Consider the following 18298-nt stretch of genomic DNA (forward strand, 5'->3'; position numbering starts at 1 on the left):
CTGGGCCTTGGTCAGTCGGTATCGGTCGGCGGCGAGGTTGCTCAGGTGAAATCAGTTGGCCGGCTTGCCGAACCAGCGGGCGAGGTGGGCGTCCAGGTCCCGCTGGTCCTCGCCGATCCAGGCGACGTAACCGTCGGGCCGCAGCAGGATGGCCGGAACATCCAGTGCCGCAGCAGGATCCGCGATGAGGTCGACTCGATCCGACCAGCCCTCGACGGCCAGACGTTCGGTGCGGTCGAGTACCAGGCCGCGCCCCCGACGTAGTCGGTCGTAGAGGCGGCCTTGTTTCAGGTCGATATCGCGCAGCCGCCGGCCGAGCAGATCGGGACCCTCGCCGAAGTCGTAGCGGATGCCGATCGCGGTGATCTTCTCGATCAGATAGCGGTTCACCTCGTCGAAGTCCATCAGTTCGGTGAGCAGCCTGCGCAGTGCCTGCGAGCCCGGTTCGGTGGAATGCAGTTGCACCTGGGCGCGAGTGTTGTCCAGTACGTCTTCGGCGACCGGATGACGTTCGGTCTGGTAGGTGTCCAGCAATGTTTCCGGTGCCCAGCCACGAATCTGTGCGGCCAGTTTCCAGCCGAGGTTGACCGCGTCCTGAACGCCCAGATTGAGGCCCTGACCGCCGGCGGGCGGGTGGATGTGCGCCGCATCGCCGGCCAGCAGCACCCGCCCGACCCGATAACGCTCGGCCAGCCGGGTGGCATCGCCGAAGCGGGACAACCAGCGCGGGGAGTGCACGCCGAAATCGGTTCCGGCGATGGCGCGCAACCCTTGTTTGAAATCCTCGAGTGTGGGTTCCGCGCGATCCTCGCCGACTCCCGCGGTGGGGACGACGACGCGATAGACCCCTTCACCGAAGGGCCCGAGACTGAATACCTTATTGGTCTCCCGGATTTCGGTCACCTTGGCGGCGATCTCCTCCTGCGGCACGCCCACTTCCATCTCGCCCATCAGCGTCTCGGTCCGTGCGGGCTCGCCGGGGAAGCCGACGCCGAGCAGTTTGCGTACCGTACTGCGCCCGCCGTCACAGCCGACGAGGTAACGCGAACGCAGCTGTGTCCCGTCGGCCAGATCGACGGTCACCCCCTCGTCGTCGTGCTCGAAACCGGCCACCGCACAACCGCGCCGGACCTGCGCACCCAGTTCGATCGCATGTTCTTCGAGCAGATGATCGATGACCGGCTGCGGGATGCCCAGCAGATAGGCGTGCGCGGAATCCAGGCCCTCGGGCGCGGGTTTGGGGATGGCGGCGAAGATACCGCCGACCGGACGCTGTCTCCCGCGTTCTAGCAGGCGATCCAGCAGTCCGCGCATCGCCATCAGCTCCAGACTGCGAATATGCAGACCGACTATGCGGACGAACGACACGGGCTCGGTTTCCTTCTCCAGAACGAGTACCCGCACATCGTGCAGCCGCAGTTCGGCGGCCAGCATCGCACCGGTCGGCCCGCATCCGGCAATGATCACATCGAACATGAACCACCCATTCGCCCAATTGTCTCCCGCCCGGTCGCCTGCGTCAGGGCGCGGCCGCGTGTGCACGCGTCTCGTTGATTCCGGATTTCCGCAGGTCCTGGCATCGGCCGCCAATTGTGCGGCACCCCCGGGGCTTGCCGCAAGCGATATATGGAGGGGAGGGGAGTTCGCCCGATCGAATTCGAGGGCGTTGAGCGAACCGCGAATTAGGACGTGGAATGATCCGCGTAGCAGGTGATGTCGGTATCCGGCATGGTTCCCGCGCTGAAGTATGTGTTGATCGCGTGGTTTACGCAGCCGCTGAGTTCGGGCCGGAATGTCATATGGATACGGACATCCTGCAGCGTCACCATCCGCGACTCGGACATGTCCTGATGCAATCGGACGCCGTGGGCATAAGGAGTTCGGGGATCTCCCGTCGCCTGCACGATGAGCGCGGGCACCGAATTCCGGACGACAGTCGGAGGCTCGACCGGGCGAGGCCAGAAGGCGCACGGCTGGATGTTGTTCGCCAGCGCGCCGAAAACCGGCTGCGTGGCACGGGTCTCTTCGATGTTGCGCCAGTACCAGGTCGGATCAATCGGTGCCCCGACATCACCGCAGGCGATCTGCGCAAGTACCGAATTCTCATTGTCGCGCAGCGCCTCCACGATGGCACGAAGCCGGGGTGTTCGCGATGTAGTGGGCGGACCACCTGCGGCATCGGCGATCTCCCGCACAGTGGCGGCCATCGCTTCGTTCAGCCGGAAGTTCATCAGCAATCCGTGCAGGATGAACGGAAGCCAGTGATCGTCAATGGCAAACCCGTCGATGACGATCGGTTGGCGCGCGGCGATACGAACGAGCTCCTCGATCTTCGCCCGCACCTGCTGCGGAGTGGCACCGAGCCGGAATTCGTCATCCCGACCGGAAACCCAGCCTGCCCAGTCGTCCAGCGCGATCTCGTCTGCTGGACCCCAATCCTGAACCAAGCCCTCCCAATACCGGTCCGGGTCGATCGCGCTATCGAGCACGACGCGGTCAATCCTGTCGGGGAACATCTGCGTCAATACGGCCCCGAGGTAGGTGCCGTAGGACACGCCGTAGAAGTTGGCCTTCTCCTCACCCAGGGCGCCTCGCACAATGTCCATGTCACGCGCGGTGTTGCGAGTGGTGAACTGCCTCAGTTTGTTCGGATCACGAATCAGGCAGGTCGCGGCCATCCCCGCAGACTGAACGGTGTCGTGCACGAATCCCAGCGGATCCAGACCCGCCGACCGAATCATCTCGCCTACCGGCCACCCGCACCGCGGACTCGGACCGGATTCGCCCACCCCACGCGGATCCATGCCGATCAGGTCGTAACTCGCCAAGACCTCCGGCGAGAGCACATCACCGAGCAGATCCAGACTGTCCAGCCCCTCCCCACCGGGACCGCCCGGATTGGACAGCAGAATTCCGCGCCGCCGCGCCGGATCGCCGGCCTTCACCCGCGAAATCGCCACGGTCATCGTGCGATCGTCGGGATTCCCATAGTCGAGCGGCACCAGTACATCCGCACACTCGCCACCGGCCTTGTCGACATTCTCGACGCCGCAAGGTTTCCACTCGAGCCGCTGGTGATAGAACCGGTCCAACCCGATCGGGTACGCATCGTCCACCGGGTCCGCCTGGCTGTATGACGGCACAGCCATCAGCAGGGACACCGCAACGACAGACATCGAACGCCAGAACAGGTTCACCGACAACAGACTTCGCCTCTCGACATGAGGGATCGCGCAGGTTGGTGCGACGTGAACCGTAGCCGATACGGGGGTTCGGTTGTGGTAACCCACCCACTCAGGGTGAGTCAAGCATTTCGGCGCACATCGAGTCCGTCCAGCACGCGGTCCAACCCGTAGTGGAACTTCCGCGCACATCTGCGCCGCGTCCCTGTCCCCATTGGCCGGTCGAACTCTCGGGAACTCCAGCGCCGCTTGATCTGCGGCGAGCCGCATATCGGGAGGTCTGTCCGCTGCGCGCCAGCATGCTCAGCCATGCCACGCCATCCACCACCGCAGTCCGCGAAGGCAGCAGCAATGCCACAGCCACCAATTTGAACGAGTGCAGGTCTGCCAAGCACAGGGTCTGCTCGGCGTCGAACCATTCGAAGGGTGCTGACCGGTTACCTGATGCGGCCCGACACCTGGGGCGCAGGACCGGCGACCGAGGCCGCCACCGCTGTATTGCGCGCAGCCGCAGACGAGCTCCCCGACCAGCCGGTCCTCATAGTGCCCCAGACGGCCAACCGACGCTCGCTCAGACTCGCGGTCCGCCTAGGATTTCAGCGCCCAGTTCCAGTTCCTCGCCGTCTTCGGTGACATTACCGGGCTGGTCGGCGGAAGGGTCGTGGCCCGGCCAGTGATGATCAACTCGTGACACGGTCCCGAGAAGCACGAGAAGCCTTCCACTGCAGGCAAGATCACGCTGTCAGAATCATCGATACGAACATCCGCCCAGCACAGGCAACGTCGAAATCCACCGACAAACGCCGTCACAGATCCTGTCTAGCCAGGGTGCACTGGCTAAAGGCCGAGTTTGGTCACGGCGTTGTCCTCCAACGGGTTTGCGGTGCGAATGTAATTGTGTACGGTGCGGGGATTGGACCAGCGGCCCTGTCGCATGATCTCGCGGTCGCTGGCGCCGCCGAGGGCGGCCTGGGTGGCGAATCCGGCGCGCAGTGAGTGTCCGGAGAAGAGGTCCGGATCGAGTCCGGCGCGCGCGGCGTAGCGTTTGACGAGTTCGGCGATGGCGCGGCCGGACATGGCGTCGGCGGCGATGCCGCCGTGGCGGGTAATGGTGGGAAACAGTGGGAGGGTGTCGTTTTCGGCGAGTGCGGTGCCCTGGTAGCTGTGGCAGCGGTGGATATCCGGAGATGGGGAAGTTGCCTCGGCGAGCCAGGCGCGGATATCCCCGTGCGCGTGATGCACCTCGAGCAACTGGAGCCAATCCGCGAAGGCGCAGACCGGGCAGGTGTGCGGGCGCTGGCCGCGGGGGAGTGCGACGCGCTGTTCCGCGATGCCGGTGGGGTCGGTTTTGGTGGTCGGAAGTTGCACGAGCAGCAGCGGTTCACCGGTGCCGTGGTCGAGATCGACTCGCACATCGGCGATCCGCAATCCGGCAAGTTCGCTGCGGCGCAATGCCCCCGCGAATCCGACGAGCAATGCCAGCGCGTCGCGGCGGCGCGCGGGCTCGGTAGGCCAGCCCGGCTCCGGCAGCCCTGCGAGCAGTTGTTCGAGGGTGTGCAACAGCACGGGGCGTTTTCGTTTCGGCTGTGTGCGGCGGGTCCGGCGGATTCCGCGCAACGTCAGTCGAACGACATCGGACCGCGTGGGCGACGGTAATCCGTTGGCGGCGTGCACCGCCGCGATGGCCGCCGACTTGCGCTCGAGCGTGGCCGCACTGAACGCCCACCGCTGCGACTCATCGTCACTGTGACGCAACGCATCCGCGGCCGCTGCCAGGTATACCGCGACGTCGAGCGGATCCGCGGGCAACGCCTGCCGCCCCTCCGCCGCACACCATCCGGCCCACGCGATCCAATCGGTTCGATACGCCCGCAACGTATTCGCCGACTGCGACGCCTCCAGATAGCGCCGCAACGCCCCCGCCTGCTCATCGTCGAATCGTTCCCGCACCAACCGCAGCGCCACGGTATCGACCAGCACACTGCGCACACCGCGCCGCAACTCCGTGCGCACCGACTCCGGCACCGCGACCACCGCATCGCCCACCCGCTCGCTCCCATCCACCCGGCCGGACCGGCCTACCGCCGACGACCAAGACTATGCGCTCGCCGGTGATTTCCGAGCCGCCGCAACGACTCGGTGACTCCGGTGTGCTCGCAACACGCGTCAGCCGGGAACTGGCACCAGCCGCTGGGCATCGTCGAACAGATAGGACTCGGCGACACGTGCCGCGGTGAGTGCGGCGAGAGCCGTAGCGGCGAGCAACATGTACATGACCACGATCTGATAGCGAATGGCGGTGAGGGGGTCGACACCGGCGAGGATGAGGCCGGTCATAGCGCCGGGCAGGCTGATCAGTCCGACGACCTTGGTCGCGTCGATCGTGGGGATCAGTGCGGTGCGCAGTGCGGACCGCCGGTGTGGCAGGAAAGCCTCGCGCGCCGAAAGACCCAGGCACAGGCGGGCTTCGATGGCGGGACGCGCATTGTGAGCGTCCTCGCGCAGTCGGCGCAGTGCGATACCGGTTGCCTGCATGGCGGCGGAGACGATCATGCCGCCGACCGGGACGACCACGCGAGCCTGCGTGGAAATCACACCGAGCAGAATGAGAGCGCCGAGGGTGATGGCCGACCCGGTGCCGACTCCGATGGTCGCGGCTCGGCGCGCCCGCGGCACACCCTGGCCACGTCGGCCCGCCACCTGCCCGGCGATCAGCACCATCAAGACGACCCAGGCCAGCGCACCCGGTAATCCGGTGTGCCGGAACAGGATCAGCAAAATGGCGCCGACCGCGACCAGCTGGGCTCCGGCGCGGGTGGCGGCGATCAGTAGTTCGCGGGTCAGATGCAATCGCTGACGGTAGGCGATCGCGGCGGCCAGTGCGACGAGCACCAGCGAGGTCGCCACACCCGGCCAGCCGGGGACGGAAAGCTGTTCTGTCACTGAGTGTTCCGTTCATCGCCGGGAGACAAATGCCCGTGTTGCAGTGTCCAGGTATCGTCGGCGACATCGGTCACGAAGACGGTGTCGTGGCTGACCAGGATGACACCGCCGCCGGACGCGGTATGTTCGCGAATGAGAGTTGCCACCGCAGCAGCGGATTCCGCGTCGAGTGCGGAGGTCGGTTCGTCGAGCAGCAGCACCTCGGGTTCGACGGCCAGCGCCCGCGCCAGACACACCCGCTGCGCTTGACCGCCGGACAGTTCGAGACAGCGCCGATCACGGAAGTCCGGTAAGCCCACCCGGGCGAGCAGCGTATCGATGCGATCGGATGCGAGATCGGCACGGCCGACCCGGATCTCATCGGCGACGATATCGGTGAGCAGTGTCGGTCGCTGTGGCACCAACCCGATGCGGCGGCGCAGGTCCGGCGCGGGGAACCGGGTGATCGGAACGTCATCGAGCAGGATCTTGCCGCCACTCGGCTCGTCCAGCCGGTTGAGCAGCCGCAGCAGCGTGGTTTTGCCGGTCCCGCTCGGCCCGGCCACCGCGCTGCACCGACCTCCCGGAAACGTCACGGAGATGTCGGTGAGTATCGACGTTTCACCGTGGCTCGCACTGACCCGATCCAGACTGATGTTCGGCACCGTCCCACCATTCCCTATCTGCGCAAGGGTTTCCTGACGGGCCCGGAAAACCGGCCGATCACGGGGCGAGTGGACGCGGCCCGCGCACATGCCCGACGATGGTCGGATGTCGCTCGGTACGCATGAGATCGATCTTTTCGAGAGCACCAGGGGTCGTTTGGAGGCGATCGCCTACCGGCTGCTGGGGTCCGCCGGTGATGCCGAGGACGCCGTGCAGGAGACGTTTCTGCGCTGGCAGGGCGCCGACCGCGACTATGTCGAGACGCCCGAGGCGTGGCTGACCAAGGTGCTCACCAATCTGTGCCTCAACCAGCTCACCTCGGCGCGGGCCAGGCGGGAGACATATGTGGGCCAGTGGTTGCCCGAACCCGTATTCGCCGGAGACCGGATGCTCGGCCCGGCCGATACCGTCGAGCAGCGTGAATCGGTGTCGATCGCGATGCTCACGCTGATGGAGCGGCTCTCGGCCAAGGAGCGCGTGGCGTACGTGCTGCGCGAGGCATTCGGGTACGCGCACAACGAGATTGCCGAGATGCTCGATATCACCGAGTCGAATTGTCAGCAGATCTACCGGCGCGCCAAGCAGCATCTCGCCACCGACCGGGTTCGCGTGGAGGTCGACGAGACCGCCGCCCACAGGATCGTCGAGGAGTTCCTCGCCGCGGCGGTCAGCGGCCGGACCGAGACGCTGATCAGCCTGCTGACCGATGACGCCATCAGCATCGGCGACGGTGGCGGCTTCATCCCGTCCCTCTCCAGGCCGATCATCGGCGCGCTGCGCGTCGTGCGGTGGCTGCGTCTATCCGTCAAGCCGACCGACGGCAAACGGAACGTGCTGGGCGGTAGCCCTGCCATGTTCGCCGCGGTCGCCAACGGCATGCCCGCGCTGGTGATGGTGGTCGATGACCGGGTCGTCGGCATCATGTCGCTCGAGGTGACCTCCGACGGTATCGCGGCCATCCACACCCAGGCCAACCCGGAAAAGCTCGAGCGCGCCACCCGCCGGTGGGCGACTTCCGAACACGGAGCACCCCTCCTCGAATCCTGGTGACCCACATCACAGTCCACTCCTGTCAGGATTCGTGCCGCTGTCCGGTTCAGGAAGCGAACCCACCGAGACAGGAGTAAGACCATGAAGCACCGCATCGTCGTCCTCGGAGCCGGATACGCCGGAGCCATCACCGCCGGACGCCTCGCCAAGCGGCTGCATCGCGACGACGTCGAGATCACCCTGGTCAATGCCGACCCCGAATTCGTCGAACGGATACGCATGCACCAACTCGCCAGCGGGCAAGATCTCCCCGTCCGCCCGCTGCGCGACCTCTTCGCGGGCACCGGCGTGCAGGTCCGGATCGCGCGAGTCACCGCGGTCGATGTGGACCGCAAGACCATCGACCTGACCGGCGAGAACATCGGCTACGACACCCTCGTGTACGCCCTCGGCAGCACCATCGCCGACTACGGCGTCCCCGGCGTCGCCGAGCACGCCCACAACGTGGCCGGGAAGCAGGCGGCGCTGCGGCTGCGGGCACGCCTGAACGAGTTGCGGGCGGGCGAGACCGCGCTGATCGTGGGAGGTGGTCTGACCAGCATCGAAGTGGCCGCCGAAATCGCCGAGGCACGCCCGGACCTCGAGGTCGCGATCGCCGCGCGCGGCGGCGTCGGCGACTGGCTCGACGAGAAGGCCCAGCGCCATCTGCGCGGCGCTTTCGAGCGGTTCGGCATCACCGTCCACGAGCACGCCGACGTCACGCGGGTCACCGCGAACGGTGTGATCACGCGTTCGGGCCAGGACATCCCGGCCCAAATGACGGTGTGGACAGCGGGTTTCACCGTGCACCCGATGGCGGCCGCGACCACCCTGGCGGTGTCCGACTCCGGGCGAATCGTCGTCGACGCCACGCTGCGCTCGGTCTCGCATCCGGATGTGTACGCCGTCGGCGACGCCGCGCACGCCGAAGGGGTCGGCGGCAAACCATTGCGGATGGGCTGCGCCACCGCAAACCCGATGGCATGGCAGGGCGCCGACGCCATGGCCGCGCGCTTGACCGGCCGCAAGGTTCCCGACGCCCCGATCGGCTACGCCAGCCAGTGCATCAGCCTCGGCCGCCGCGATGGCATCATCCAGAAGGTGACTCCCGACGATCAACCCACGTCCAAGGTGGTCACGGGCCGTATGGGTGCCCGCATCAAGGAGCTCATCTGCGCGGCCGCGGCCTGGGGCATTTCCCACCCGACCATGATGCTGCCCAGCCGTCGCCGCCACCTCGTGGCAACCGGCGACATGGAGCCCGAGTTCGTCACGCGGTGACGCGGCCATTTGAACGCAGTTCGAGCCCGAAGCCACCGGTCCGCATGACCAGGGTCCGGTGGCTTCGGTTGGCTGTGCGAAGCCTTCCGGGCCACAACTGTTCGCTCAGCTGAGGGCAGCGCCGAACCACTTCGGCAGCACGCCGATCAGATCCTGCTGATCGTCACCGACCCACGCCACATGCCCGTCCGGCCGCAGCAGCACCGCGGGCACCTCCAGTTCCTCGCTGACATCGACGACGTGGTCGACCCGATCCGCCCAGCCCGCCACCGAGAGCCGGCCGGTCTGGTCGAGCAGCAGCCCGCGGCCGCCGTGCATCAGGCCGTAGAGGCGCCCGCGCTTCAGTCCGACGTCTCGCAGCCGCCGGCCGAGCAGATCATGACCCTCGCCGAGGTCGTAGCGGATCCCGATCGCCGTGATCTTCTCGATCAGGTACCGCGTCACCTCCTCGAAGTCCATCAGTTCGGACATCAGCCGGCGCGCCGCTTGGGGCCCCGGCTCGAGGGACGTCAGCTCGACCTGCGCGCGGGTGTTGTTCAGCACGTCGGCGGCCACCGGGTGCCGTTCGGTGTGGTAGCTGTCCAGCAACCCCTCCGGTGCCCAGCCGGCGACCTCGGCGGCCAGCTTCCAGCCGAGATTGAACGCGTCCTGGATGCCGAGGTTGAGCCCCTGCCCGCCCATCGGCGGGTGGATGTGCGCCGCGTCGCCGGCCAGCAGCACCCGACCGACCCGGTACCGCTCGGCCAGCCGGGTGGCGTCGCCGAACCGGGACAGCCAGCGCGGCGAGTGCACGCCGAAGTCGGTGCCGGCGACCTCCCGGATCTGTTGCTTCAGCTCGTCCAGGGTCGGCGGGACCGTGGGGTTCTCGGTCACTCCGGCGGCGGGCGCGACGGCGCGGTACACCCCGTCGCCGATGGGCCCGACGCCGAACCCCTTGTGGGTCTCGCGGGCTTCGGCCACCGCCGCCGCCACCGTCTCCGGCGACGCGGTCAACTCCACCTCACCCAGCAGCCACTCTTTTCTGGCGGGCTCGCCGGGGAAACTCACGCCGAGCAGCTTGCGCACCGTGCTGCGGCCGCCGTCGCACCCGACGAGGTAGCGAGAGCGCAGTTGCGTGCCATCGGCTAGCTCGACGGTCACTCCGTCCTCGGCCTGGCTCAGCCCGACCAGTTCGCAGCCGCGCCGGATCTCGGCGCCGACCGCGGCGGCGTGCTCGGTCAGCAGGCGGTCGGTGGTGGTCTGCGGGATGCCGAGGGTGTACGGATGCGCGGTGTCCAGCCGGTCCGGCGCGGGCTTGATGATGCCGGCGAAGAAGCCACCGAGCGGGTACTGCTGGCCGAGCGCGAGGAACCGCTCCAGCAGTCCGCGCTGGTCCATCACCTCGACGCTGCGCGCGTGCAGGCCAAGCGAGCGCTCAACCTTGGTTGGCTCCGTGTCCTTCTCCAGCACGACCACGTGCACACCGTGCAACCGCAACTCACCGGCCAGCATCATGCCGGTCGGTCCGCCACCGGCAACGATCACATCAATCATGGAACCCCTCTTTCGACAAAGTTGCTTGTGGGCCAGCTGCTTCGCCCAGTCCCACCACCGGCCGTCCGACTACCGCGAGACCCACCTGCACTGCCCTGATTTCCGCAGGTACTGGCTTCGGCTGGAGATTCTGCAGCACGACCGGGGCCTTGCCGCAAGACCCGGGGTGCGATATATGTTGAAAGGGATAGGGAGTGAGTAGCCTCCTTGCCTTTCTTTGCGTCGTCCATCGGGGACGGGCAATCTCGCGAAGCCAACGGCTGACCATGTGAACTTCGTCCATTGCGCTGTTGCGGTAGTGGCTTGTCGCGCGTCTGTACCTATTAGTATGTACACTCACCGGGTGAGCACCAGGGAGCGCCTCGTCGAAAGTGCCCGCGCGCTGCTGTGGGAACGGGGTTATGTCGGAACCAGCCCGAAGACCATTCAGCAGCGCGCCGAGGCCGGTCAGGGCAGCATGTATCACCACTTCGCCGGCAAGGAGGATCTGGCACTGGCGGCCATTCGCCGTACCGCCGAGGAGATCCGAGCAGGTGTCGATGCCCAGCTGTCCGTACCCGGGACGGCCGTCGAGCGCATCACCGCCTACTTGCAACGCGAGCGCGATGTTCTGCGTGGTTGTCCGATCGGCAGATTGACCCAGGACCCCGAGGTGATCGCCAATCCCGCACTGCGAGCGCCGGTCGAGGAGACCTTCACCTGGCTGCGCACCCGTCTCGCGGAGGTGATCCGAGCGGGCATGGACGGCGGCGAACTCGAGCCCGCCCTCGACCCGGCGACCACCGCGACCGCGATCGTCGCCACCATGCAGGGCGGATATGTCCTCGCTCGCGCGGACGGCACCAGCGAACCCTTCGACCAGGCGATCGCGGGCATCCTCGCTCTCCTTGCCGCACACACCATCCCGTAGTGCAACAGTCAGGAATCATTCGTGCACATATCTCGGACGCCCACCATCGTTGCCGCTCCGCCCCAGTGGATTACCGGTGCAGCGTGGGTTGATACGGTCGCCGCGCCCGAAGGACGACAGCGAACCCAGATCGACAGCGTCCGTTTCGCCCCCGGCGCTCGCACCGTGTGGCACCGCCATCCCCTCGGCCAAGTACTCATCGTCACCGAAGGCGCCGGTCTCGTCCAACGTCGCGGCGGACCCGTCGAAACCGTACGCACCGGCGATACCGTGCACATCGCCGCCGACGAATGGCATTGGCACGGAGCCACATTCACCACCGCCATGACCCATCTGGCCATCGAGGAGCTACCGGATGACGGCACCTCGCCCGAGGCGGGTGCCCCGGTTACCGATGCCGAGTACCGCGCAGCCGATCCTGAGGCGGGCATCCCGCCGATCAGCCGCTCGATTCTGCTGGACCAGCCACTGCCCGCGCCCCTGCCCACACACCGGGTCGAGATTCGGCGTATCACCATCGCCCCCAACCATGCAGGCGGGTTGCACATCCACAACGGCCCGGTATTCGGCAGCATCGAATCCGGCTCGGTGATCTACCAGATCGATGGCCGACCGGAGTCCGTGCTCGGCCCGGGGGACGTCTTCTACGAACCCGAAGGTGTCCGCATCGCCCGCTTCGACGCCCAGCACGAGGGCGTGACATTTCTCGGATACTTCCTACTCGATGCCGACCAGACACCCGAGATCGAATTCCCCGAGAACTAGACCGCATCGAATGCAGCCCTGCTGCTCGGTGGTGCTGGTGTACGCGCCGGCCATTTGTGCCGTTCCGGGCGCCGCACCGGCTTGGCGGAATCCTTGTCGAGCCAAATCGGTTCGCACCCAGCATGTTTGAGGGTGGCGGTCGTCTGATTTGTTGTGTCGGATTCCGGGCGGTTCGTGCTGTCCCCCGAATGATGACACCTGTTACTCGGTATGCAGTAGGTCTAGGGTGTCGAACTGGTGCGTGGACCAGATGCGACGCGAGTGTTCCTCGGGGTAGGGCTGGGTGGTCGGCTCGGCGTTGTAGACGCGGGTGGTTCGGGTGTGCGGATCGTAGGGAGCCCAGCCTGGTTCGCCCGTGGTCGCGAAGGTCACCCAGTCGGTGCGCATACGGTGGGAGACGCGCGTGATCTCGTTCGCGGCGTTCGGGTGTGCGGATCGATGGGCGCGTACTTCGTCGCTGCCGAGGGTGCCGAATATGAGGAGGAAGTCGAGGCAGTGTGAGGCTCCCTGTTCGGAGTTGAAGCTCCAGCACAGTTCGTAGAGCCACACCCGTCCGCCGCCGGTGTGTGCGGCATCGGCGAGGTGCAGGCTGGGCATCCGAAACAGCCAGTCGGTGTTGAGGAGTTCGTAGCGTTGCTCGGCTGTGACGTCAGAGTAGGCGGCGCGGTAGATGCTGTCGGTGTCCGTGGTCGGCGCGAGGTGGTCGAAGGCTGCGGTCATCCGTGCATCGGTCGGCTCGCTGCCCGGCCGGGACGTGTACAGCCGGAATTCGTCGCGGGTGTGCCCGATGAGCATGTCGATGTCGCGCGCCGCTCCGCGGGCGAGTGCACGCCATGGCGCCTCCTGGAGCAGGGTGCCGTCGACGATAGGTGAAAACGGTGTGGGCGTGAGCGCCATGGGTCCCCACGATTCGACGAATTCCGGCATCTTCTGGATCACCACGTCCGTCGCGTCCGTCAGTGCGCGTGGCGTGATACGGGCCAGCTCACCGATGGTGGCCCGCACGCCGAGTTGCGCGGCGATCGTCGTCGAGATCGCGGTGGCGAGCCTTTCGGAGAAGTAGGTGCCCGGCATGCTCTGACTTATCGCACGGCGAAACAACCCGGCCGCCATCGGCATAACAACCACAGCAGCGATACACGCTCCACCGGCGGACTGACCGAAGACGGTGACGTTGTCCGGATCGCCGCCGAATGCGGCGATATTCTCCTGGACCCACCGCAGTGCGGCGATCTGGTCGAGGATGCCGCGGTTGTCCGGGGCGCCGACGATGCGGGCGAAGCCGTCCACACCGACGCGATAGTTCATGCTGACCACCACCACACCGGACCCGGCGAGCCTCGCACCATCGCAGTGCGGGTTGGCGGAGTTGTTCTCCAGGTATGTGCCGCCCTGGATCCACACCATCGCCGGCAGTCTCGCGGCACCGAGGTCGGGTGACCAGACATTGAGGGTCAAACAGTCTTCGGAACCGTCACTGGTGCGCTCGGACAGCGACGACATCACCGAACCGGCATTGCTCGTTTGGGGAACAGGCGGGCCGAACTTCAGTGCGTCGCGTACGCCATCCCAGCGCTGTGCTGGGACCGGGGCTCCGAACCTGCGTGCACCGATCGGCGGCTCTGCGTAGCGGATGCCCCGGAAGACGGCGACTGCGTTCTCCCACCTGCCACGCACAACTCCTGCCGCCGTTCGGATTTCAGGTTCGATATTCACTCGGCGTACTCACTTCCCTCGATAGGTCATCTGCTGCGTGGCTCATCGGCCCTGCCACCTCACCGTCGCTCAACCCGCACACTGGCCACGTACGCGGCCTCGAACCGGTCGGTCTGTGTGATCGGCATTGGATCCCATTGTCTCTCAACAGCATTCAGCACGCGTGCGTCCTTGAAGGCTCGAGCTATCGGTATGCTGCCTTCCGGGGCCCGGTAGTAGTTGCCGAAAATCGGGCGGATATGCGGTAGCCGCTGGTCAGTGGGTGCGGTGGCTCCGGGACCGCTTCGTGCACCGCTACGGCGGGATCACCACAGGCCGTCCCGGCTGTCGCCCCGGATAACAGCCCATTATCCGGGGTGGTAGACCGCCTGGGCAGAGTTGCCAACGCGCTATATGCGGCGCTTACGCAGTGATGCCCCGGGCGCAGTTCCCAGGGCATCACGAAAACGGTTGTGGCTATTGCTATTTCTTGCCGGATCCGTCGCTGTTGGTGTCGCGCGTGCCTGCGGATCGGGCTCGGCTGGGAACCCTGTCGCAATACATGTCGGCTACGAGATGTCCCGGACAATTCCATCGGCCGCGGACTGTTCGATGGCGGCGAGGAGCCGGTGGTGGCGCAGTGCGGTCTCGAAGCTGGGATGCGGTTGCCGGGCTTCGGCGATGGCGCGTGCGACTTCATGGTAGAGGGCCGCGATGTTGGCCGGTGGGCCGGACTGAACGCCGACCGGGACGGTGCGATAGGTGTCGGGCACGGCCAGGGCCTCCTCGCCGATCCGGATGTCCCAATCGCCCCAGTGGATGAATGCCCCGGGCTGGGCCGGGGTGGCGGTCAACGTCGCTTCGCTGCCGACGAGCTCGAGGCGGAACCCGTACCGGGTCGGCCCATTGCCGCCGTGCACGGCGACCGATGCGGTGGCGCCGCTGGCCAGCAGTCCGTGCAGCAGCACGTGGCTGGGCGTGGCGTTGGGTACCGTCCGCTCCGTCCCGGCGACGAGCACGCGGTCGTGCGTACGGGGCAGCCGTGCGGAGACTTCGGTCAGTGTGCCCGCGACCGGTTCCAGTGCGGCCAGGAAGTGACCAGCCATGATGGTCAGGATGTTGGTTCCCTCCGAAGGGTCGAGGCCGAACACCAGGTCCGGCCATATTCGACTTCCACCCCATGGAGCGCCCTCCGCCACCAGGGCGACGGATTCGAGCGTGCCGATCCGGCCGCCGGCCAACAGGTCCGCAGTGAAGCGGACGCTGGGGGAGTGGTGACCCTGGAGGACGACCGCGTGAACGACACCGGCGGCGGTGGCGGCCTCGGTCAGCGCGCCCGCTTCGTCGGCGTCGACGCCCAGCGGCCACTCGGACACGACGTGCTTGCCGGCGTCGAGTGCTGCCCTGATCACGGCGGCATGCCCGGAAGCCTTCACCGAGACGACGACCAAGTCGACCTCAGGGTGCGCGGTGAGTTCGCCTGCGTCGGCGAAGGCGTGCCGTGCGCCGTGGACGGCCGCCGCCCGGTCCGCGCTGGCCTGGTTGGTGGTCGCGACCGCGGTCACCTCGAACTCCTCGAGCGCTGCGAGCGCGGGCAGGTGCGAGCTGTCCGCCCAACCGCTGGCCCCGACAACTCCAACTCGGATCATGTATGCCACTCCTCAGTTGTGTACCTTTCGGTATGAAACTAGGTGGCGTGACACTCTCCCGCAAGAGGTAATGTACCGATAGGTAAAAAACGTGGAGAGAACACGGAGGACGGCATGCCCGGCGGACGCCCACGCTCGTTCGACGCAGACACCGCACTCGGCCGCGCGCTGGAGGTGTTCTGGCGGCACGGCTACGAAGGCACCTCACTGGCCGACCTGACCTCCGCGCTGGGCATCAACAAGCCCAGCCTCTATGCCGCCTTCGGCAATAAGGAGGAACTGTTCGGCAAGGTCCTCGCCCGCTACCTCGACGGCCCCGCCGCCTACGCCGCCGACGCGCTGGACGCGCCCACCGGCCGCGAGGTCGTCGAGCGGCTGATCCACGGGGCCGTCGACCTGACCGCAGGGGAGAACACGCCCCCTGGTTGCCTGTGCGTCAAGACCGTTCAAGCCTGCGGACCCGACTCGCACACTGTCCGCCAGAACGCCGTCGCGGTACGCAAAGCCGGCGAGGCGGCGCTGCGCAGGCGGCTCGAGCGGGCCACTGACCTGCCGTCCCACCGGGAACCAGCCGCCCTGGCCGCACTCGTCCACACGATCTCGGACGGCATCGCTGTACAGGCCGCTGCCGGGCGCAGCCGGGACGAATTGCGGCAGGTCGGCAACTTGGCGCTGCGCGCCCTCCTGGACGAAGGCGCATAGACCCGCGGACGCGGAGCGGCCGGTACCCAGTCGGGCCGAGCTGGGCAAGTTCGGCATCAAAGTCGACCTCGATGGCGCCGAAGAAGTTGATGTTCTCGCTGTGCGCCGGGGAAATGTGCGCCAATACTTCGTCGTCGATGCGCCGCCCCTCACGGCGCATCTGCTCCACCGCCAGCCCGTAATACTCTGTGGTCCAGGCGATCACAGCGTTCATGGCCAGGGTCGGGCACCATGCCTGCTCGGTCTGGCCCTGGCGAGATGCGGCCCGGATCATGTCCTCATGGGCGCAGAGCAGGTCGCGGCGTAGCGCATGTAGGACGCTCCGACGCCTCGTCCGCGAACACGCGCGTCGCCACGAACCCCAACCTCGGGCAGGCCGATCAACTTCATCGGCAGCCAAGCCAAGCGCCAACCTCGCCGATCCGCAGGCCGACCAAGCAAGACTGACCGCTCAACCAGCACCTATGCCATATTCGCCCGATTTTCGGCGATCACTACCGGGACCTCTTCCGATAGATCAAATGAGAATCCGATTTGACGCACGAGAACTGACACTCGTCCGCCAAGTGGGCGAGGGTACCCAGTTTTTCGCTGGTTCCGTTGGTGATTCGTTTCGTATGTACAAACCAAACGAAAACGAAACTCTTGCAGGAGGATCGCGACGGTCGAGGGAGGGCTGACCCCCGATAATGTTCACTTATCGGAGGTCAGATCCAATGGGTTCGCGGGCCGAAGTACTTGGGGCGACACGGATTTCGTTTCGTGTTAATACGTTGGATTCGACGAAACCAACGCTACGATTCTGCGGTGTCCAACGTTTGCAACTACCCCGGATGTGCTCGACCGATTACGCGCGGCGGCGGGCCGGGGCGGCCCTCGGAATACTGTGATCACGCGGAGCACACCCGGTGGCGCGCTTGGCGAGAACGGCAACGGCAGCAACAGGAGTCGCAGGCGTCGGCGGCTGCCGTCACTGTGACGCAACAGGGTCCGGTGACGGTGGCTCGGTTGCGCGCCGATGAGCTGCTCACGCAATTCCGTGGACTGGCTGATCAATTGGGGAACACGCTGAATGCGGCGGTGGCCGAGCTGTCCACGCTTGCCGATCCGGCGATCGCCGAGGCGCAGGTTCAGGCCGTGCAGGCGGATGCGGCACGGCGCATCGCCGAAGCCGAGGTCGCCACGGTGGCCGCGGATCAGGCGCGACGCGAAGCGGAGGATGCGCGCGCGGCCGCGGAATCGGCCGCCGACGATGCGGCCGGCGCGGCCGAACATGCGGAATCACTGGTGGCCGAAGCGGATACGGCGCGGTCGGATGCGTTGCGTGAGGTCGAACGGGTCACCAAACAGGCCGCCGACGATGTCTTCGCGGCACGCAGCGAGGCCGATGCCGAAATCCGCACCATCCGCCGCGAAGCGGCCGACGATGTGGAACGCGCGCGGCAGCAGGCCACCGAGGATGTGGAGTTGGCGCGACGGAAGGCGACGACGGAAATCGAACAGATCCGCCGCGAGTCCGCCCAACAGATCACCGCGGCAGGGGCCGAACGCGATCTCGCGGTGCAGCGCGCGGCTGATGCCGAACGTGCCATCGAACGCGCCGAACAGGCCGTGGCCGAACGCAATCAGGCCGTCGCGGAGGCGCGCGAGGAACTGAACCGACTGCGCGAGGAATTGGATCGCACGCGCAGTGAACTCGTCGAGGTGCGCCGCGCGGCAAGTGCAGAGGTCGCTGCGGTGCGCGCCGAATCGGCGGCCACACTCGAGCATGCACGGCGCGAAACCGCCGAACGGTTGGCCACGCTGGACGACGCCCGCGCCCAAACCCTGGCCCGCGCCGAACGCGCCGAACGCCAGCTCGACCATATGGTCGCCGAATCCCGCCAGAGCCGAACCGGATCGGCGTCCGACGGCGCTCCCGGATAGGGGTAATCAAGTGGGCACCAGGGCCGGGTACTCCTTGT

At 66.6% G+C, this 18298-nt stretch carries 15 protein-coding genes and 1 pseudogene; 7 read left to right on the forward strand and 9 right to left on the reverse strand.

The window, feature by feature from the left end; all coding sequences use genetic code 11:
- Window positions 1–51: 51 nt before the first annotated feature.
- Window positions 52–1476, reverse strand: coding sequence for a rifampin monooxygenase (gene rox / locus ON44_RS14950; RefSeq protein ID WP_040690371.1), 1425 nt, complete (start codon window positions 1474–1476; stop codon window positions 52–54).
- A gap of 206 nt (window positions 1477–1682) precedes the next feature.
- A complete protein-coding gene (locus tag ON44_RS14955) occupies window positions 1683–3149 on the reverse strand; it encodes an alpha/beta fold hydrolase (protein ID WP_218007571.1) in 1467 nt (488 codons plus the stop codon).
- A gap of 459 nt (window positions 3150–3608) precedes the next feature.
- Here ON44_RS14955 and ON44_RS48275 point away from each other — a divergent pair, with 459 nt between their 5' ends.
- Window positions 3609–3815, forward strand: a complete 207-nt coding sequence (locus ON44_RS48275; protein ID WP_373283163.1) for a GNAT family N-acetyltransferase — start codon at window positions 3609–3611, stop codon at window positions 3813–3815.
- A gap of 204 nt (window positions 3816–4019) precedes the next feature.
- Here ON44_RS48275 and ON44_RS14960 read toward each other — a convergent pair whose 3' ends face one another.
- From ON44_RS14960 to ON44_RS14970, 3 genes are all read right to left on the reverse strand, one after another.
- Window positions 4020–5228 carry a site-specific integrase gene (locus ON44_RS14960; RefSeq protein WP_040690399.1) on the reverse strand — a complete coding sequence of 403 codons (1209 nt, stop codon included), beginning with the start codon at window positions 5226–5228 and terminating at the stop codon, window positions 4020–4022.
- 120 nt (window positions 5229–5348) lie between these two features.
- Window positions 5349–6125 carry an ABC transporter permease gene (locus ON44_RS14965; RefSeq protein WP_040690372.1) on the reverse strand — a complete coding sequence of 259 codons (777 nt, stop codon included), beginning with the start codon at window positions 6123–6125 and terminating at the stop codon, window positions 5349–5351.
- Window positions 6122–6769: an ABC transporter ATP-binding protein gene (locus ON44_RS14970; RefSeq protein ID WP_245567159.1), complete on the reverse strand. Its 648-nt coding sequence runs from the start codon at window positions 6767–6769 to the stop codon at window positions 6122–6124. Before ON44_RS14970 ends, ON44_RS14965 begins: the two co-directional genes overlap by 4 nt.
- A 106-nt stretch (window positions 6770–6875) precedes the next feature.
- On the opposite strand from ON44_RS14970, the gene sigJ reads away from it, so the two are divergent.
- Complete coding sequence (gene sigJ, locus ON44_RS14975) at window positions 6876–7820, forward strand: RNA polymerase sigma factor SigJ (RefSeq protein ID WP_040690403.1); 945 nt, start codon at window positions 6876–6878, stop codon at window positions 7818–7820.
- A gap of 81 nt (window positions 7821–7901) precedes the next feature.
- Window positions 7902–9080: an NAD(P)/FAD-dependent oxidoreductase gene (locus ON44_RS14980; RefSeq protein ID WP_040690375.1), complete on the forward strand. Its 1179-nt coding sequence runs from the start codon at window positions 7902–7904 to the stop codon at window positions 9078–9080.
- 105 nt (window positions 9081–9185) lie between these two features.
- Here ON44_RS14980 and rox (ON44_RS14985) read toward each other — a convergent pair whose 3' ends face one another.
- On the reverse strand, window positions 9186–10613 hold the full coding sequence (gene rox / locus ON44_RS14985) for a rifampin monooxygenase (protein WP_040690376.1): 1428 nt from the start codon (window positions 10611–10613) through the stop codon (window positions 9186–9188).
- 343 nt (window positions 10614–10956) lie between these two features.
- Here rox (ON44_RS14985) and ON44_RS14990 point away from each other — a divergent pair, with 343 nt between their 5' ends.
- Both ON44_RS14990 and ON44_RS14995 read left to right on the forward strand, forming a co-directional pair.
- Window positions 10957–11523 carry a TetR/AcrR family transcriptional regulator gene (locus tag ON44_RS14990; RefSeq protein WP_040690377.1) on the forward strand — a complete coding sequence of 189 codons (567 nt, stop codon included), beginning with the start codon at window positions 10957–10959 and terminating at the stop codon, window positions 11521–11523.
- A 21-nt stretch (window positions 11524–11544) separates the two neighbouring features.
- Window positions 11545–12288, forward strand: a complete 744-nt coding sequence (locus ON44_RS14995; RefSeq protein WP_040690379.1) for a (R)-mandelonitrile lyase — start codon at window positions 11545–11547, stop codon at window positions 12286–12288.
- Between the two features lie 201 nt (window positions 12289–12489).
- Here ON44_RS14995 and ON44_RS15000 read toward each other — a convergent pair whose 3' ends face one another.
- On the reverse strand, window positions 12490–14004 hold the full coding sequence (locus ON44_RS15000) for a carboxylesterase/lipase family protein (RefSeq protein ID WP_051182043.1): 1515 nt from the start codon (window positions 14002–14004) through the stop codon (window positions 12490–12492).
- Between the two features lie 548 nt (window positions 14005–14552).
- A complete protein-coding gene (locus ON44_RS15005; RefSeq protein ID WP_083897889.1) occupies window positions 14553–15632 on the reverse strand; it encodes a Gfo/Idh/MocA family protein in 1080 nt (359 codons plus the stop codon).
- A 114-nt stretch (window positions 15633–15746) separates the two neighbouring features.
- Here ON44_RS15005 and ON44_RS15010 point away from each other — a divergent pair, with 114 nt between their 5' ends.
- Window positions 15747–16334 carry a TetR/AcrR family transcriptional regulator gene (locus tag ON44_RS15010; protein ID WP_040690381.1) on the forward strand — a complete coding sequence of 196 codons (588 nt, stop codon included), beginning with the start codon at window positions 15747–15749 and terminating at the stop codon, window positions 16332–16334.
- On the opposite strand, the pseudogene ON44_RS53420 reads toward ON44_RS15010, so the two are convergent.
- Window positions 16330–16689: pseudogene (locus ON44_RS53420) on the reverse strand (Tn3 family transposase); the annotation flags it as partial. The gene ON44_RS15010 and the pseudogene ON44_RS53420 overlap by 5 nt on opposite strands.
- A 620-nt stretch (window positions 16690–17309) precedes the next feature.
- Here ON44_RS53420 and ON44_RS15015 point away from each other — a divergent pair.
- Window positions 17310–18260 carry a coiled-coil domain-containing protein gene (locus ON44_RS15015; protein WP_040690382.1) on the forward strand — a complete coding sequence of 317 codons (951 nt, stop codon included), beginning with the start codon at window positions 17310–17312 and terminating at the stop codon, window positions 18258–18260.
- Window positions 18261–18298 lie beyond the last annotated feature (38 nt).

It is taken from the genome of Nocardia vinacea NBRC 16497, from assembly GCF_000308835.1.
Taxonomy (GTDB): domain Bacteria; phylum Actinomycetota; class Actinomycetes; order Mycobacteriales; family Mycobacteriaceae; genus Nocardia; species Nocardia vinacea.

Excerpts from the sequence above, each read along its gene's own strand:
- rox (WP_040690371.1), bottom strand. The coding sequence starts at position 1,476 with ATGTTCGATGTGATCATTGCCGGATGCGGGCCGACCGGTGCGATGCTG.
- ON44_RS14955 (WP_218007571.1), bottom strand. The coding sequence starts at position 3,149 with ATGGCTGTGCCGTCATACAGCCAGGCGGACCCGGTGGACGATGCGTAC.
- sigJ (WP_040690403.1), top strand. The coding sequence starts at position 6,876 with ATGTCGCTCGGTACGCATGAGATCGATCTTTTCGAGAGCACCAGGGGT.
- ON44_RS14980 (WP_040690375.1), top strand. The coding sequence starts at position 7,902 with ATGAAGCACCGCATCGTCGTCCTCGGAGCCGGATACGCCGGAGCCATC.
- rox (WP_040690376.1), bottom strand. The coding sequence starts at position 10,613 with ATGATTGATGTGATCGTTGCCGGTGGCGGACCGACCGGCATGATGCTG.
- ON44_RS15005 (WP_083897889.1), bottom strand. The coding sequence starts at position 15,632 with ATGATCCGAGTTGGAGTTGTCGGGGCCAGCGGTTGGGCGGACAGCTCG.
- ON44_RS15010 (WP_040690381.1), top strand. The coding sequence starts at position 15,747 with ATGCCCGGCGGACGCCCACGCTCGTTCGACGCAGACACCGCACTCGGC.